The 16124-nt window shown below is 70.5% G+C and carries 13 protein-coding genes; 3 read left to right on the top strand and 10 right to left on the bottom strand.

Features of this window, described 5'->3' with window-relative positions; genetic code table 11:
- Positions 1-94: 94 nt before the first annotated feature.
- Positions 95-820 (top strand): LON peptidase substrate-binding domain-containing protein, encoded by a 726-nt coding sequence (locus Aco04nite_RS21680; protein ID WP_212999073.1) that lies wholly within the window; start codon positions 95-97, stop codon positions 818-820.
- Here Aco04nite_RS21680 and Aco04nite_RS21685 read toward each other — a convergent pair.
- From Aco04nite_RS21685 to Aco04nite_RS21715, 7 genes are all read right to left on the bottom strand, one after another.
- Positions 735-1514 (bottom strand): hypothetical protein, encoded by a 780-nt coding sequence (locus Aco04nite_RS21685; protein ID WP_244876173.1) that lies wholly within the window; start codon positions 1512-1514, stop codon positions 735-737. The genes Aco04nite_RS21680 and Aco04nite_RS21685 overlap by 86 nt on opposite strands.
- Positions 1515-1578: 64 nt before the next feature.
- The gene (dnaE, locus tag Aco04nite_RS21690; RefSeq protein WP_212999074.1) at positions 1579-5109 is read right to left on the bottom strand and encodes a DNA polymerase III subunit alpha; all 3531 of its coding nucleotides are present in this window, start codon (positions 5107-5109) and stop codon (positions 1579-1581) included.
- A gap of 82 nt (positions 5110-5191) precedes the next feature.
- Entirely contained in the window at positions 5192-6424 is a 1233-nt protein-coding gene (locus tag Aco04nite_RS21695) for a MinD/ParA family ATP-binding protein (RefSeq protein ID WP_438874930.1), read from the bottom strand.
- Positions 6425-7341: 917 nt separating this feature from the next.
- On the bottom strand, positions 7342-8367 hold the full coding sequence (locus Aco04nite_RS21700) for a RodZ family helix-turn-helix domain-containing protein (protein ID WP_212999076.1): 1026 nt from the start codon (positions 8365-8367) through the stop codon (positions 7342-7344).
- 72 nt (positions 8368-8439) lie between these two features.
- Complete coding sequence (locus Aco04nite_RS21705) at positions 8440-9366, bottom strand: RluA family pseudouridine synthase (protein ID WP_212999077.1); 927 nt, start codon at positions 9364-9366, stop codon at positions 8440-8442.
- Positions 9363-9935, bottom strand: coding sequence for a signal peptidase II (gene lspA / locus Aco04nite_RS21710; RefSeq protein WP_244876174.1), 573 nt, complete (start codon positions 9933-9935; stop codon positions 9363-9365). Before lspA ends, Aco04nite_RS21705 begins: the two co-directional genes overlap by 4 nt.
- Positions 9936-9952: 17 nt before the next feature.
- Positions 9953-10354, bottom strand: coding sequence for a TraR/DksA family transcriptional regulator (locus tag Aco04nite_RS21715; RefSeq protein ID WP_212999078.1), 402 nt, complete (start codon positions 10352-10354; stop codon positions 9953-9955).
- Between the two features lie 915 nt (positions 10355-11269).
- Here Aco04nite_RS21715 and Aco04nite_RS21720 point away from each other — a divergent pair.
- Positions 11270-11656 carry a MerR family transcriptional regulator gene (locus Aco04nite_RS21720; RefSeq protein WP_212999079.1) on the top strand — a complete coding sequence of 129 codons (387 nt, stop codon included), beginning with the start codon at positions 11270-11272 and terminating at the stop codon, positions 11654-11656.
- Between the two features lie 107 nt (positions 11657-11763).
- A complete protein-coding gene (locus tag Aco04nite_RS21725) occupies positions 11764-12687 on the top strand; it encodes an NADP-dependent oxidoreductase (protein WP_212999080.1) in 924 nt (307 codons plus the stop codon).
- 8 nt (positions 12688-12695) lie between these two features.
- On the opposite strand, the gene Aco04nite_RS21730 is transcribed toward Aco04nite_RS21725, so the two are convergent.
- The 3 genes from Aco04nite_RS21730 to Aco04nite_RS21740 all read right to left on the bottom strand — a co-directional run bounded on the left by Aco04nite_RS21730 (position 12696) and on the right by Aco04nite_RS21740 (position 16077).
- A complete protein-coding gene (locus tag Aco04nite_RS21730; RefSeq protein ID WP_212999081.1) occupies positions 12696-14207 on the bottom strand; it encodes a potassium/proton antiporter in 1512 nt (503 codons plus the stop codon).
- On the bottom strand, positions 14204-14467 hold the full coding sequence (locus tag Aco04nite_RS21735; protein ID WP_244876175.1) for a DUF167 domain-containing protein: 264 nt from the start codon (positions 14465-14467) through the stop codon (positions 14204-14206). The genes Aco04nite_RS21730 and Aco04nite_RS21735 overlap by 4 nt, the downstream gene beginning before the upstream one ends.
- 275 nt (positions 14468-14742) lie before the next feature.
- Positions 14743-16077, bottom strand: coding sequence for a hypothetical protein (locus Aco04nite_RS21740; RefSeq protein ID WP_212999179.1), 1335 nt, complete (start codon positions 16075-16077; stop codon positions 14743-14745).
- Positions 16078-16124 lie beyond the last annotated feature (47 nt).

Consider the following 16124-nt stretch of genomic DNA (forward strand, 5'->3'; position numbering starts at 1 on the left):
GGAACCGCCACTATCCCGGCCAAAAGGCAGGCCGGGTAAAAGATCACCGTCCCGGAGCACGCGCGGAGGACAATCCTGCCGATACGCTCGACCCGTGGGCGCGATTCTCCCGGTTTTCCCGCTGGGCACGGTGCTCTTCCCCGGCCTGGTGCTGCCCTTGCACATCTTCGAGGAGCGGTATCGCACGCTCGTGCGCGACCTGGTCGCCACGACCGACGACGATCCGCACGAGTTCGGCGTGGTCACCATGCGCCAGGGGCTCGAGGTGCCGATCGGCTTCGAGTCCGAAAGCGGTGACGGCGACGGCGAGCCACCCGACGGGCCGCCGGTCGACGCCGCCCAGCTCTACGACGTGGGTTGCACGGCGGAGCTGCGCCAGGTGACCGAGCTGCCGGACGGGCGCTTCGACATCGTCACCGTGGGGCGGCGGCGGTTCCGGCTGCTGAGCATCGCGGCGGACACCCAGCCCTATCTCACGGCCGAGGTGGAGTGGCTGCCCGACGAGGAGCCCGGCGACCCGATCGCGGGGCTGCTCGCGCCGCGGGTGCTGGCGGCCTTCCGCACCTACCTGGACCTGCTGCGTCCCGACTCGGAGGTGCTCGACCAGGTGCCGGAGGACCCGACCGTGCTGTCGCACCTGATCGCGGCGACGGCCCAGCTCACCACCGACGAGCGGCACGACCTGCTGGCCGCGCCCGACACCGCCACCCGGCTGCGCGCCGAGCTGCGGCTGCTCAACCGCGAGGCGGGTCTGCTGGCGAGGGTGCGTGCGGTTCCGGTGCCGTTGTCGGATCTTGCCCGTCCGGTGAGCCCGAACTAGCCCCTTCCGAAGCCCGGAACTGCTCTTCCTGCTCCGCGGCCGCGGCCCGGTGATCCAGGTCGTGGCCGTAACCGGGCTTCGCGCCGGGCAGGTCGAGGTCGGGATCGTTGGACCAGCCGGCCAGCAGCGTCGTCACGATCACGGCGGCGAACGCCGTGACCAGCAACGCCCCGTGCGCGTGCAGGTCCGGCGGCTCGCCGTAGTGGTCGCCTGCGGCCGACGCCTGCTGCCAGTCGTTCCAGGCGCCGCGCCCGATCAGCCGGCCGACCTGCCACATGGCCAGCGACGACACGAGCCCGCCGAGGACCACGCCGACCAGGATCGCCGGTCCGCGGTCGCGGCGCAGCACCAGCCAGGCCGCGATCGACGCGACCAGGCCGAAGACGAAGCTGATGATCGTGAACCAGCCGTCGGAGGCGATGTACTCCTCCGGCGACGGGTCGTTGACCACGATGCCGTTGGTGCCCGCGTTGACCACCGGCACGGTCGGCGCGAGCCAGGACCAGAGCAGGCCGAGCAGCGCACCGAGCGCTGCCATGGCCACCACGATCAACACCGTGACCAGCACCGTACGCCGCCACGGCCGCCGCACCCGGGCAGGCTCCCGGGGCAGCGTCTCCGCGACGGGCTCTTCCGCGACCGGCGGCGGCCCGTAGAGATAGACGGGTTCCGGCTCCTGGTGGTTCGGGTTCACGCCCCGATCCTGCCAGGTCGTCCTGTGCCTTCGCTGCGGACCTGTTCCACGGGTGCGCCGGCCATCAGAGCACCGCCGACGGGCCGAGGATCATCTTCAGGTCGGCGCGCAGCGCGGGCGTCGGCGCGACCTTGAAGCCACCGAGCCGCATCACCGTCTTGCGGCTGCCGTTCAGCAGGTGGACGTGCACCTCGGCGTCGCCGGGATGGCTCACCAGGATCTCCTTGAGCTCGGAGACCAGCGGCGGCGTGCACCGGGTGATCGGCATGGTCAGCGTGACCGGCTTGGTGTCGGGGTTGTGGGTCACATCGGGCATCGACATGTCCATCGCCATGATCCGCGGGGTGTCGTCCCGGCGGTCGATGCGACCCTTGACCACGACGATTGCGTCCTCGGCGATGTACTGCCCGATGACCTCGTAGGTGTTGGGGAAGAACAGCGCCTCCACCCCGCCGGCGAGGTCCTCCAGGGTCGCGGACGCCCACGCCCGGCCCTGCTTGGTGATCCGTCGCTGCACCCCGGTGAGGATGCCCGCGAGCGTGACGACCTGCCCGTCCGGGACCGAGCCCTCCTCGTTGAGCGCCGCGATCGTGGTGTCGGCGGCCTGGTGGAGCATCTGCTCCAGCCCGGCGAGGGGGTGGTCGGAGACGTAGAGGCCGAGCATCTCGCGCTCGAAGGCGAGCTTGTCGCGCTTGTCCCACTCGCTGTCGCCGATGGTCGGCATCGCCACGGTCGCCGCGCTGTTGGTGTCGTCGCCCAGCGAGCCGAACAGGTCGAACTGACCCGCGGCCTCCTTGCGCTTCACGTCCGCGAACGCGTCGATGGCCTCAGCGTGCACCGCGAGCAGGGCCTTACGGGTGTGCCCCAACGAGTCGAACGCCCCGGCCTTGATCAGCGATTCGATGGTCCGCTTGTTGCAGACCACCGCGTCGACCTTGGACAGGAAGTCGTAGAAGTCCCTGTACTCGGTTTTCTCCACCCGGCAGCGGGCGATGGACTCCACGACGTTCGCGCCGACGTTACGCACCGCACCGAGCCCGAAGCGGATGTCGGTGCCGACCGGGGTGAACGGGCCGGAGGACTGGTTGACGTCGGGCGGCAGAACCTGGATGCCCATGCGCCGGCACTCGGCCAGATACATCGCCATCTTGTCCTTGTCGTCGCCGACGGACGTCAGCAGACCACCCATGTACTCGGCGGGGTAGTGCGCCTTGAGGTACGCCGTCCAGTACGACACCAGGCCGTACGCGGCGGAGTGTGCCTTGTTGAACGCGTAGCCGGCGAACGGGACCAGGACGTCCCACACCGCCTGGGTCGCCTCGTCGGAGTAGCCGTTGGCGCGGCAGCCGTCCCGGAACGGGATGAACTCCTTGTCGAGGATCTCCTTCTTCTTCTTACCCATGGCCCGGCGCAGCAGGTCGGCCTGGCCCAGCGAGTAGCCCGCGAGGATCTGCGCGGCACGCTGCACCTGCTCCTGATAGACGATCAGGCCGTACGTCGGGGCGAGGATCTCCTCGAGGGGTTTCTCCAGCTCCGGGTGGATCGGGCTGATCTCCTGGAGACCGTTCTTGCGCAGCGCGTAGTTGGTGTGCGAGTCGACACCCATCGGACCCGGCCGGTACAGCGCCAGGACCGCGGAGATGTCCTCGAAGTTGTCAGGCTTCATCAGGCGCAGCAGCGAGCGCATGGGGCCACCGTCGAGCTGGAACACGCCCAGGGTGTCGCCGCGGGCCAGCAGGTCGTACGCCTTCTGATCGCTCAGCGGCAGCCCGAGCAGATCCAGGTCGAGGCCGTGGTTGAGCTTGATGTTCTTGACCGCGTCATCGATGATCGTCAGGTTTCGCAGGCCCAGGAAGTCCATCTTGAGCAGGCCCAGACCCTCGCAGGTCGGGTAGTCGAACTGCGTGATGATCGCCCCGTCGGCGTCGCGGCGCGAGAGCGGGATGTGGTCGATGATCGGCTCGGCGCTCATGATGACGCCGGCCGCGTGCACACCCGTCTGGCGGATCAGGCCCTCGATGCCCCGCGCGGTGTCGATGACCTTCTTGACGTCGGGGTTCTGCTCGTAGAGGGTCCGGACCTCGCCGGCCTCGCCGTAGCGCTTGTCGTCCTTGTTGAAGATGCCGCCGAGCGTGATGCCCTTGCCCATGACGTCCGGGGGCATGGCCTTGGTGATCTGGTCGCCCACCGCGTAGGGGAAGCCGAGGACCCGGGCCGAGTCCTTGATCGCGGCCTTCGCCTTGATCGTGCCGAACGTCGCGATCTGCGCGACCTTGTCCTCGCCCCACCGGTCGGTGACGTAACGGATGACCTCGCCGCGCCGGCGCTCGTCGAAGTCGATGTCGACGTCGGGCATCGAGATGCGCTCGGGGTTGAGGAACCGTTCGAAGATCAGGCCGTGCGGCAGCGGATCAAGGTCGGTGATGCCCATGGCGTACGCGATGAGCGAACCCGCCGCCGAACCGCGGCCCGGTCCCACCGCGATGCCGTTGCGCTTCGACCACTGGATGAAGTCGGCGACCACGAGGAAGTACGACGGGAACCCCATCGAGACGATGATCCCGAGTTCGTACTCGGCCTGCTTGATGTGCAGCTCCGGGATGCCGTCCGGGTAGCGCCGGTGCAGCCCCTCGTAGGCGACGTGCCGGAAATACTCCTCCTCGGAGTAACCGTCCGGGATGGGGAAGCGGGGCATCAGGTTCTTGAACGTGAACATGCCCTCGATGTCGACCCGCTCCGCCACCAGCAGCGTGTTGCGGCAACCCTCGAGCCACGCGTCGGAGGAGTCGACCGCGCGCATCTGGTCGGCGGACTTCACGAAGTAGCCGGCGCCGTCGAAACGGAACCGGTTGGGGTCGGCGACGTTGCTGCCGGTCTGCACACAGAGCAGCACGTCGTGCGCCGCGGCCTGGGCCTCGTGGGTGTAGTGCGAGTCGTTGGTCACCAGCGGCGGGATGTCGAGGATCTGGCCGATCTTGAGCAGGTCGTCGCGGACCCGCTTCTCGATCGACAGGCCGTGGTCCATGATCTCGAGGAAGTAGTTCTCCTTGCCGAGAGCTTCCTGGTATTTCGCCGCCGACGCGAGCGCCTCGTCGAACTGGCCCAGCCGCAGCCGGGTCTGCACGGCGCCGGACGGGCAACCGGTCGTCCCCATGATGCCCTCGGCATGCTCCGCGATGATGTCGAAGTCCATCCGCGGGTACTTACCGAGCTGACCCTCGATCGACGCCCGTGAGTTGAGCCGGAACAGGTTCTTCAGCCCCACCGCGTTACGCGCCCACATGGTCATGTGGGTGTAGGCACCGCTGCCGGAGACGTCGTCGCTCTTCTGCTCCGGCCGACCCCACTTGACGCGCTTCTTGTGCAGCCGCGACTCGGGCGCCAGATAGGCCTCGACCCCGATCACCGGGGTCACCCCGGCGTCCTTGGCCTGCTGGTAGAAGTCGAACGCACCGTGCATGTTGCCGTGGTCGGTGATCGCCGCGGCGGGCATGCCGAGTCGTTTCGCTTCGGCCAGCACCTCCTTGATCCGGGCGGCTCCGTCGAGCATCGAATACTCGGTGTGCACGTGCAGGTGCACGAACGAGTCAGACACCCAGGGCCCCCTTACTCCCGCGGCTAAACCAACTTCGGCAGCCTAGTCCGGGAGGGCCACGGGTGGCACCGCTGACACCCGCCTATTCGGCGAATGGCTCGATCATCACAGATGCGGCGCGCAGCCATGCCTGTTTTGTCTCCGGCTGGAGCACTCCGTATTCGATCGATGACCCGACTTCCAGCGCCGGGTCGTAGGGCACGACAGCCACGGCACGCGTACGCGTAGCGAAGTGCTTTGCCAGATCATCGAGCAACGGCAGCTTCCCCGGCGACGGGCACGAGATCAGCGTCACCGCGTTGGCGACGAGCTCCTCCATCCCGGTCTCGTTCAGCACGTCGAGCATCCAGTCGGCGGTGAACGCGGCATCCTCGCGGGGCACCGTCGTCACCACGAGCTGGTCGGCACTCTGCATCACGGTCTGCCAGTTGACGCTCTCGACGTTGTTACCGGTGTCCACACAGATCACGTCATGCGTACGCCGCAGCAGATCCATCACCCGCCGCACCGTGCTCTGATCGAGGCGCTGCGCGAACCGGGGATTCTCCTCACCCGCCAGCACGTCGTAGGACCCGTCCGAGGCGTGCCGCAGATACCCGTCGAAGAACTGCATCAGGTCGTTGCCGTGCATGTTCTCGATCTCGATCAGGTCACCGACCAGATGCCGGATCGTCCGCGCATGCCGCGCACTGCCGGCGCGCAACCCGAGGGTCCCCCGCAGCTCGTTGTCGTCCCAGGCGAGCACACCCCGCCCGCGGACACTACCGATGGTCGCCGCCGCGAGCACCGTCGCCGTGGTCTTGTGCACGCCACCCTTGGGGTTCGCGAACGCCAGCACCCGCGGCTTGCCGAGCTTGCGGCGCAGCACGGAGACCGCACGGTCCTGCGGATCCGACCGGGTCTGCCGCCACTCGATGCGCGCCGGGGCCGGCGAGGTCGGGTTCGGAGCGGCCGGAGCCTGCTGAGGCATCTGCGGGGCCGGCATCGAGGGCTGAGGCCGCTGCACCGGTGCCACCGGCGGCTGGCCCGGCGGGCTCTGCAACGGCTGACCGGGCGGGCTCAGCAACGGCTGCGGAGGCGGAGCCAGCAGCGACTGCGCCTGCAACGGCGGCAACGCCGCAAACCCCTGCCCCTGACCCGGCAAACCCTGACCCGGCAAACCCTGACCCGGCGACCCATGACTCTGAGACGGGGGCTGCGATGACGGGCCCTGCGGCGAGGTAGGACTCTGCAGCGACGAGGGCGGCGGCATGACCGAGGCCGAGCCGACCGAAGCAGCACCCCGCGGCGGGGTGACCTCATCGGGACGACCCATCGGCGGCGGCACCGAGCGGGTGGCCGGGTTGAAGAAACTGTGCGGCTCGATCTCCGGCCGCGCCTGGAACCCCTCGCCGATCCGCGACTGCCGCCGCGCGTCGAGCGGACCGGCCGACGGACGCGCCTCGCCCCACTCCTGCCCGCGCTCCGGCAAACCGCCCCTGTCGGGCAAACCACCTCTGTCGGGCATGGTGCCCCGCTCAGGCATAGCGGTCCGCTCAGACAAAACGCCACGATCCGGCAAGCCGCCCCGCTCGGGCAGCCCGCCCCGCTCGGGCAAGCCGCCACGGTCCGGCATCAGCGGAGGCAGCGGCTGCCTGTCCCCGCGACGTTCCGGGGAAAGCCCCTGGCCCATCGGCTGACCCGGGCTCTGACCCAGCGACTCGGAAGCCCCCAGCCGTTCCCCGAGACTCGCGCGGCCGGGCCGGCGGTCCAGCGGGTTGACCGGCGGGAGCGGCGGCGGGTTGTACTGCTGAGGCTGCTCGCGCACGCGGGGATCGAGCGGGTTGAACGGCCGCCCGGGGCGGTTGGGCAGGGGCTGGGCGGCCTGACGGCGAGCCTCGGCCTCCTGCTCCTGTTCTTCCTCGCGGACTTCCTGGTCGGTTCGCGCGCCATGGCGAGCCCGGTCGAGCAGCGCCCGCCAACGCGGGGCTGGTTCCGCAGGCCGGCCCCAGCCGGTCTCGGTCCCGTCCACGGCTCGTCCTCCCCAACCCCAGTTCGACGATTGTCGATCTTGTCTCGTTCAGCGGGTCCCCGTCGCCCTGCAACAGGCTACGGACGCCAACCCTATTCGGGCCACACCTACGGTCGGCAAATACGCGCGCTGTTGATCACCTGTCGGCACAACGCGCCCGCACGTGCATCAGCCCGTCGCAAAGGCTCGGTCGCCGGCACAGCGGTGTGCCGACGGAAGTCCTAACGCCCGGAGGCTCCCCGGGATGCTCCTGAACTCGCGGACTGCTGGTCAGGGGCGGGACCGGTAGGCGACGCGGAGGTAACGGCAGCGCTCTCCTCCGGTGCCGCGGCAGAAGGGTCGGCCCCCGTGCCGGGACCGTCCGGTGAGGGCGATGTCACACGTGCCCCGGTCGATGAGGGTAGTGGCGCCGGGCTTTGCGGGGCAACAGCCGTTGAGCGTGAAGGTACCGGCCCGGACGGCTCGTCGTCATCGGGAACCGTCGTTGTCTGTTCGGGCAGCACCGGCCGGAATTCCGTCCGGTCGAGCTGCCTGACCTCGGGCGCCGGGTCGACGACGCGGACCTCGGCCCGGCCGGCGATGCGGTCCAGCACGGCGGGCCCCGCCCGCACCACGGCGGCGAAGACACAGGCACAGTGCGCGCGGAAGGCCGCGGCCTCGGCGGCGGCGATCTGAGCGGCATTGTCGTACGCCTGCCGCACCCGGAGCTCGTTCGTACCGTCGCCTTCGAGCTCGCCGCTGAGCTTGCGATAGTCGGCCTGCTCCTGGTCACGGGCGAGCGCGGCGTTGAGCATCCCGGCGACCACGTCCTGCGGCATCCGGTAGACGGGGATCTTGACGACCTGGGTACGCACACCGGGGAGCGGCGCCCGCGCGTACACCTGGGCCACCGCGGAGTCCCCGAGCACACCGAGCAGTTTGTCGGGCCCCAGATAGCCGGTGAGGCTCACCAGCGCCCAGGTGTCCCCGGCGGACGGCGGGCCGGCCGACGGGAACATCGCCCCGAGCTCACCCCGGCTCGACCGCAGGTAGCCGGAGACGGACTGACCGTCGACGACCCCGACCCGGACGACGTCGCCGACGGGGCTCTCCACCTCGGGGCCGCGGTCGGTGATCATGACAACGGTGACCAGGAGCGCGGCCGACGCGGCGAGGGCGAGCCCGGTCATCAGGCGCAGCCGCAGCGGCCCCGCACCGGCACGGCCGCGTGCGAGCGGTGGTGGCATCATGCGGTCCCCGGGCCACATGGAGCTTCCCCCTCAGCTTCCTCGCCGGATTCAGCGAGCCGCGTCAGCGGCGGCTGGACGCCGGCTGCGTCGTCAGCTCGCGTCGCTGAGCACGTCGAGCGCGTACTTAAGGTCGTCAGGGTAGTCGCTGACGAACCGCACCTCGGCCTGCGTCCGCGGGTGCAGGAACGCCAGCTCCTTGGCGTGCAGCCACTGCCGGCCGAGGTTCAGCCGGGCGGCGAGCGTAGGGTCCGCACCATACGTGAGATCGCCCACGCACGGGTGCCGCATGGCGGAGAAATGGACCCGGATCTGATGGGTACGCCCGGTCTCCAGCTTCACGTCGATCAGGCTCGCCGATCGGAACGCCTCGAGCGTGTCGTAGTGCGTCACGCTGGGCTTTCCGTCCGACATGACCGCGAACTTGTAGTCGGCGGTCGGGTGCCGGTCGATCGGCGCGTCGATCGTTCCGCGCAGCGGATCGAGATGTCCCTGAACGATCGCGTGGTAGCGCTTGTCGACCTCACGCTCCTTGAATGCCCGCTTCAGGGCGCTGTATGCCATTTCACTCTTGGCAACAACCATCAGCCCGGTGGTGCCGACGTCGAGCCGGTGCACGACGCCCTGCCGGTCGTCCGCGCCGCTGGTGGCGACGTTCTGCCCCATCGCGGCCAGACCACCGATCACGGTCGGCCCGGTCCACCCTGGGCTCGGGTGCGCGGCGACGCCGACGGGCTTGTCGACCACCACGATGTCGTCGTCGCTGTAGATGATCTTCATGCCGTGCACGGGCTCGGGCTTCACCACCACCGCGGTGACCGGCGCCGGGAGGGTGACCTCGAGCCACGCCCCCGCCGAGACCTTGTCGGACTTGGGCCGCGGGGAGCCGTCGACCAGCGCGTCGCCGGCCTCGACCAGGGACGCGGCCGCGGTGCGGGACAGGCCGAACAGCCGCGACACGGCCTGGTCGAGACGCATGCCGTCCAGACCGTCCGGTACGGGCAGCGAACGCGCGCTCATGATTCTGATTCCTGCTTCTTGTTCTTGGGGGCGGGCCGGGACCCGTCACGCTGGCGCCCGGTGAGCTCCAGCAACACGGCGAGCACAACCCCGACACTCAGACACGCGTCGGCGATGTTGAAGACGGCAAAATACTGGGCGTACGGCCCGAAGAGGCTGATCATGTCGACCACATGGCCCTGGAACACCCCGGGAGCCCGGAACAACCGGTCGCCGAGGTTACCGAGCGCGCCGCCGAGCACGAGCCCGAGTGCCAGCGCCCACGGCACCGAGCGCAGCCGGGTGCCCATCCAGCCGATCCAGCCGATGACGAGCAGGGTGACCAGCGGGAACACCCAGGTGTACCCACTGCCCAGGCTGAACGCCGCACCACTGTTACGCAGCAGCGACAGATACACCAGGCCGCCGAGGATCCGGACCGGCTCGCCCTCGGTGAGCCCCTCCGTGGACAGGTGCTTGACGAGCTGGTCGACCAGAACGGCGACCAGCGCGGTGATGCCGAGAACCGCAACGGCCCGGCCCGAGAACAGGGGCCGGGTTTTCTCCTCCCCCGCGGCTTCTTCGCGCACGGGAGCCTCGTCGGCGTTCAGCGTCGTTCCTCCAACTGCTTACAGGACACACAGCGGGTCGCGACGGGGAAAGCCGCCAGCCGCTCAACAGGGATGGCGTTACCGCACCGCTCACACCAACCGTAGTTGCCCTCACCGAGCCGCTCGATGGCGCGTTCCACCTGTGTGACCCGCTCCAGCAGATTGTTCGCCAGAGTGATCTCCTGCTCACGCTCGAGCGTCTTGGTGCCGGTATCCGCCTGATCGTCGCCCGCGGAATCCTCGAGCCGCTCCCGCTGCATCACGGTGAGCTCGGTGAGCGAGTGGTCGTACTCCGCCTGCAACTCGTCCCGGCGCTCGGTCAGCGCCAGCCGGATCTGCTCGGTCTCCTCCGCGCTGCGGGACCTTTCGGGTGCGGTCTTCCCCGGTGCCTTGGCCATTGCTCGCTCCCCTGGGCCGCGCCGGGGCGCGGCAAACTCGGCGGTCTTGAGGTCTGTCCCCCTGCGGCTGCGTGGTCGCGGTCCCCACCGCCCCCGCAGCTGTCCGGCCGCGCCCCCACGCGATCCGCGCACACCCCACGTGCACAAACGGCGCAGCAATCATCCGCCGCGCACTCCAGAGGCTCGCAAGGATACGGAACGTGAAGACCAGCGACAACACGGCACACCGCCCCCCGCCCCACCCAACCCCAACAAATCCCCCCACCCCACCGTCAAATACCCGACCCGCCCACCCAACCCCTCACCCCACCCAGCCACTCGCCCTGCCACTCACCCCACCCAGCCACTCGCCCCACCCGGTCACTCTGCCCGGCCAGTCACTCGCCCCACCCGGCCACTCGGCCCCGGCCAGTCACTCGGCCCCGGCCAGTCACTCATTCCACCCGGCCACTCGACCCCACCCGGCCACTCGGCCCTGGCCAGTCACTCGGCCCCGGCCGACACCACCCCGCCCCCACCCGGCTGCCAACCAACCCGATCACTCACCCCGCCGGGCACTCGCCCTGGCCGACACCCGCTCCTGGGCCGCCCGGCCGCCGGCCAACCCGGCCGCGCCCGCCCAGCCGCTCACCCTGCCCGGCCACTCACCCCATACCGACCACTCACCCGGGCCGACACCCGCCTCCCGCCCCACCCCGCCGCTCGGCCCCACCCCGCCGCTCGGCCCCGCAGGCTGCCGGGCTGCCGGGCTGCCGCCATTTAGGTTGTGTGCAATTAAGTTGCACACAACTTAATTGCACACAACCTAATTCCCCGCTCAGCCAGCGCAGGCGCGCTCTCCGAACGCCGCGGCTGCGTGCCCGTCCAGGAAAACCGCGGCCTGAGCCCCGAACCCCGCGGGCGTAGGCTTTTCGGATGCGGATCGGCGAGCTGTCCAGACGCACGGGCGTGAGTCCCCGCTCGCTGCGGTATTACGAGGAGCAGGGCCTGCTGGGCAGTTCACGCTCCGACGCCGGGCAGCGGCACTACTCCGATGCCGAGATCGAGCGTGTGACCCTGATCCGGCAGCTGTTCGACGCCGGTATGTCCAGCCGGGTGATCGCGTCCGTGCTGCCGTGTGTGGAGACCCCGAGCGACCCTGGCGTGACCGAGTCGGCGTTCGTGACGATGACGCGGGAGCGCGACCGGATCGATGCCGACATTGCGCACCTGGTCGAGACTCGGGCGGCGCTCAACGTGCTGATCGGGATCAACCGTGAGCACTGGGCGAAGATGACGAAGACCCCGGTGCCGTCCGCCTGATGCTGTGACCCGCGCCTCAGGCGGTTGCCCTTTACATCGGTGTCAGCGATGAGGATGGCCGCAGTGCCCGGAACGACCGGGTCGGTCACCCGGGAGGCGGCACGAAGATGGGACAAGCATGGGGTTTCGGCAGGTACGGCGGGCCTGAGGAGCAGGAGTTCTTCGATCGGCCGGATCCGGTGCCCGATCGCGGTGAGGTGCTGATCCGCGTCGACGTGGCCGGCGTGAATCCCCTTGACCACATGGTGCGCTCGGGTCTGGTCCCGGGGCTCGATGGCGGGCGGCCGTTTCCCCTGGTGCTGGGGATGGAGGCGGCGGGGACCGTGCTCGCCCTGGGTGAGGGCGTCGACGGGCTCGAGGTGGGTGACGCGGTCTTCGGCTTCGCGCTCACCGGGGGTGGCACCTATGCCGAGACGACGGTGCTGTCCGCGGCGAACACCGCTCGCATCCCGGACGGGCTGTCGGCGACCGTGGCGGCAACGCTGCCGGTGGCCGGGACGACCGCGGTGGACGCTCTCGACCAGCTCGGCCTCCCGGCCGGTGCCACGGTCCTGGTCAACGGGGTCGGGGGCGGGGTCGGCCTCCTCGTCGCCCGGCTGGCCGCCGGGCGCGAGTTGCGGGTGATCGGCACCGGGAGTGCCGCCAAGCGCGAGTCCGCCGAGGCTGTCGGGGTGCGGTTCATCGACTACACCGCCGGGGACGTCGTCGCCGCGGCACGCGAGCTGGTTCCGGACGGCTTCGACGGGATCGTCGACCTGGTCGGCGGCACCTCGCTGCGGGCGGTCGCCCCACTGGCCAAGGATCCGCGCAATGTCATCGCCGTGGGTGACATGTCTGTGCCCGATATCGGGGGGCGTTTCGTCGAGCGGCGCCTCGACCGCGAGAACCTCGAGCGGGCCGCCCGGCTGGCCCTCGACGGGGTCCTCACGCCCGTGATCACCGCGGTCCATCCCCTCTCCGACGCTCCGGCCGCCCTCGCCACCGTCGAGAGCGGTCACCCCTCGGGCAAGGTCATCATCAAGGTGACCTGAGTACGCGGTCAGGTGCGATCGGCGCCGTCCTCGCCGAACCAGCGGGCGAGGCGGCCCCGGCGGCTGACGGCGCGCAGCCTGCGTTCGGCGACGTCCCGGACGTCATTGGTGGCGACGATCAGGATGCTGTCACCCGTACGCAGCCGTGTGTCCGGACCTGGCACGAAGCCCGCGCCGTCCCGCACGACCAGGGTGACCGACGCTCCGACCGGCAGACGCAGCTCGTCGATGTGGACGCCGGCCAGCCGTGACCCCGGTGCGACGTCGATCTGCAGCAGGTCGGCGTGCATGCGTTCGAGCGGGGCGGCCTCGACGTGCACCTCGGCGGCCTCGGCGGGGGCGGTGATCCCCAGCCGGCGGGCGACCGGGGCCAGCGTGCCCGCCTGGACCAGGGTGAAGATGATCACGAGGACGAAGACGGCGTTGAACAGGCCGTCGGCGCCCGGGGTGGCGCTGGAGAGGGGGATGGTGGCCAGGACGATCGGTACGGCGCCGCGCAGCCCGGCCCACGACAGGAACGCCTGCCCCCGCCAGCCGAGGCCGCGGTCGGCGCGTACGGCGAGGGCCGAGATCCACACCGAGAGCGGGCGGGCCAGCAGCACCAGGACGACGCCGACGATCAGGGCCGGGCCGACCGCGGAGGCCAGTTCGCCCGGGGACACCAGCAGGCCGAGCAGCACGAACAGGCCGATCTGTGCGACCCAGGCGAGGCCGTCCGCGAATCCGAGGATCGCCCGGCGGTGCGGGAGGCGGCCGTTGCCCAGGACCACGCCCGCCGCGTAGACGGCCAGGAATCCGGAGGCGTGCAGGACCGCGCCCACGGCGTAGGCGAGGACTGTCAGCCCGACGGCGGCGATCGGGTACAGCCCCGCGGACGGTAACGCTGCGTGCTTCAGCAGCCAACGTCCTGCCGCACCGACGGCCAGGCCTACCAGGGCGCCCGCGCTCAGCTCGTACGAGACGATGAGCAGCTCGTACCACCAGGGGTGACCGGACGTGGTGGTGGCCGACAGCAGGACGACCAGCAGGACCACCGGGGCGTCGTTCATGCCGGACTCGGCCTCGAGCGTCGCGACCAGCCTCGGTGGCAGCCGCAGGCGGCGCAGCGTCGCGAAGACGGCAGCGGCGTCGGTCGAGGAGAGCACCGCGCCGTAGAGCAGGGCGAGCCGCCAGTCGAGCCCGAGCAGGAAGTGCACGACCGCGCCGACAACAGCGACGCTCACCGCCACCCCGAGCGTCGACAGGGTCGCGGAAAGGCCCAGGACCGGCCGCAGGGTGGTCCAGCGGGCGGTCAGCCCACCCTCGGCGATGATCATGATCAGGGCGCAGAAGCCGAGGGTACGCGTGAGCTCGGCATCGTCGAACCGGATACCGAGCCCGGACTCCCCGATGACCATGCCGATCAGCAGGTAGACGAGCAGACTGGGCAACCCGAGCCGGGTGGAGAGCCGCACCGCACCGACGGCGACCAGCAGCACACCCGCGCCGAGCAGCAGGGCGAGGTCGAGCCCACCGCTCACGAGGAGCCGTCTCGCAGCCCGGCAACCACCCGGTCGACGTCCCCGGTCACCGTGAAGACCTTGTCCCGGCTGGTCGCTCCGATCTTCAGCGTCACCGCGGCGGCCTTCACCCCCAGCGCGGCGGCCAATGCGCGCCGCACGGCTTCAGTGGCCTTCCCGTCGACCGCGGGAGCCCCGACCGCCACGATCAGCGCGGGCCCGTGCGGCCCCTCATAGAGCCCACCCACATGGGTACGCCCGGAGCCCGGCCGCACCCGCACAGCGACCGAAACCCCGGTCCGGCTCAGCTCAGCGGACCGGGACCGACCGGCAGATCGAGCCGGGCGGGCTGGTTCAGCGCGGGCGGGATCGGCGGTGGAGGGGGTCTCGGGGCGGGAGGGGCGCCTCTTGGCCATGACCCATTGTCCCGATCTTCGATTTTACGGCGCAGCGGGGCCGACCCACAACGGTGGGTTATCGGCCCCGCGAACACAGCGTCAAGAAGATGCCCGGACACTCAGTAACCACCACCGAACAGCGGGTGACACCGGGTGTGTCAGGGGCGGGCGGCAGCAGCGACCAGGTGGTCCACCGGACGGCAGATACCGCACGGGCTGAAACCGAGTTCGACCGCTTCCCCGACCGGGAGGGCCTCGGTGGCCTTGCCGGTCACGAACGGGCAGTCCGCCAGGTGGTAGCGGGGGCGCCCGTCGACGACCAGCACCTCCGCCTCGAGCCGGGCCACCCGCACCGCGTCGGCGGGACGTACGGCCTGGGGCAGCGGCTCGTCGTCGGGGTCTTCCGGATCAGGGTCACCGAACTCGCCGGCATCCACCGCACCCGGCTCCCGCACGCCCTCCACTCCCGCGGTAGACGCACCCGCCTCGCCAGCCGCAGCCGCCGGAGCAGCCTCACCAGCCGCCACGGAGCCGACAGCCGCATCCCCCGAGCCCGAGCCCGAAGAACCCGTGGCCGAGGCCGAAGCGGGAGCCGGTTCCTCCTCGTCCAGCGCGGAACCGTGGGCCGGTTTCGAGGTGCTGGATGAGGAGGCGCTGGATGAGGCTGTACTGGATGAGGCTGTACTGGATGAGGCTGGGCTGGATGAGGCTGGGGCTGCCGGTGGGGGGTCGGCGGGATCGTCGCGCCGCCAGGAGTCGTCGTCCTGGGTGCGGGCGCTGCCGATGACCGAGGCCGCCTGGTCGTAGTCCGGGGAGTCCGTGGCCCTGCGGCCGGCGCGGGTCGCGTCCGTGCCCGAGTACGGGGTGCGATCCGCGTCGGCTTTCTTGTCCGCACCGGGCTCGGCCGGCGGATCGGCCGGCGGCTCGTCGCGGACCGGGTCCGGCTCGTGCAGCCCGGCCCCAGAAGTGCCGGCCCCAGAAGTGCCGGCCCCGCGGGAACTCGGCTCATGGCTGCCGGGCTCGCTGGTGCCGGGCTTGCTGGTGCCGGGCTTGCTCGTGCCGGGCTCGCTGGTGGCGGGCTCGGCGTGGAGGGCCTCGTCGGGGCGTACCCGCTGGGTGTGGTCCTCGTGGGGGCGGGTGGTGCCGGTCAGGTTCGTCTCGGCGTCGCGCTGACCCGCGGCGTAGGCGATGGCCTGGTCCGGTTCGTTGCGGTCGGGAAAAGCTGAGTCCGGGGGGCCGCCGCGGAAGACTTCGGTCCGGGAGGAGGCCGGAGCGCCGGCATAGGCGGGCTCGGGGTGGCGGTCGGCGAGGAGGGGCTCGCCGGGTGCCGGGCGGCCGCGCGCGGTGTTCTGGCGGGCGCCGATGACCAGGGCGACCGCGGCCAGGAGACTGGCCACGATCGAGCTGATCAGCAGGCTGCTCGAGCCGGCGGTGAGGCCGAGGACGAGCAGGGTTACGGCGACGAGGATGAGTAGGAGGCTCGCATAGATCATGACTCATCCCCGCCGCAGTGGAGGAACAGGTGAACGCAGCCGAGAGG

The sequence above is a fragment of the Winogradskya consettensis genome (assembly GCF_018332715.1).
GTDB classification, from domain to species: Bacteria; Actinomycetota; Actinomycetes; order Mycobacteriales; family Micromonosporaceae; genus Actinoplanes; species Actinoplanes consettensis.

Excerpts from the sequence above, each read along its gene's own strand:
- Aco04nite_RS21695 (WP_438874930.1), bottom strand. The coding sequence starts at position 6,424 with ATGGGTCGTCCCGATGAGGTCACCCCGCCGCGGGGTGCTGCTTCGGTC.
- Aco04nite_RS21700 (WP_212999076.1), bottom strand. The coding sequence starts at position 8,367 with ATGTGGCCCGGGGACCGCATGATGCCACCACCGCTCGCACGCGGCCGT.
- Aco04nite_RS21705 (WP_212999077.1), bottom strand. The coding sequence starts at position 9,366 with ATGAGCGCGCGTTCGCTGCCCGTACCGGACGGTCTGGACGGCATGCGT.
- Aco04nite_RS21715 (WP_212999078.1), bottom strand. The coding sequence starts at position 10,354 with ATGGCCAAGGCACCGGGGAAGACCGCACCCGAAAGGTCCCGCAGCGCG.
- Aco04nite_RS21720 (WP_212999079.1), top strand. The coding sequence starts at position 11,270 with ATGCGGATCGGCGAGCTGTCCAGACGCACGGGCGTGAGTCCCCGCTCG.
- Aco04nite_RS21725 (WP_212999080.1), top strand. The coding sequence starts at position 11,764 with ATGGGACAAGCATGGGGTTTCGGCAGGTACGGCGGGCCTGAGGAGCAG.
- Aco04nite_RS21740 (WP_212999179.1), bottom strand. The coding sequence starts at position 16,077 with ATGATCTATGCGAGCCTCCTACTCATCCTCGTCGCCGTAACCCTGCTC.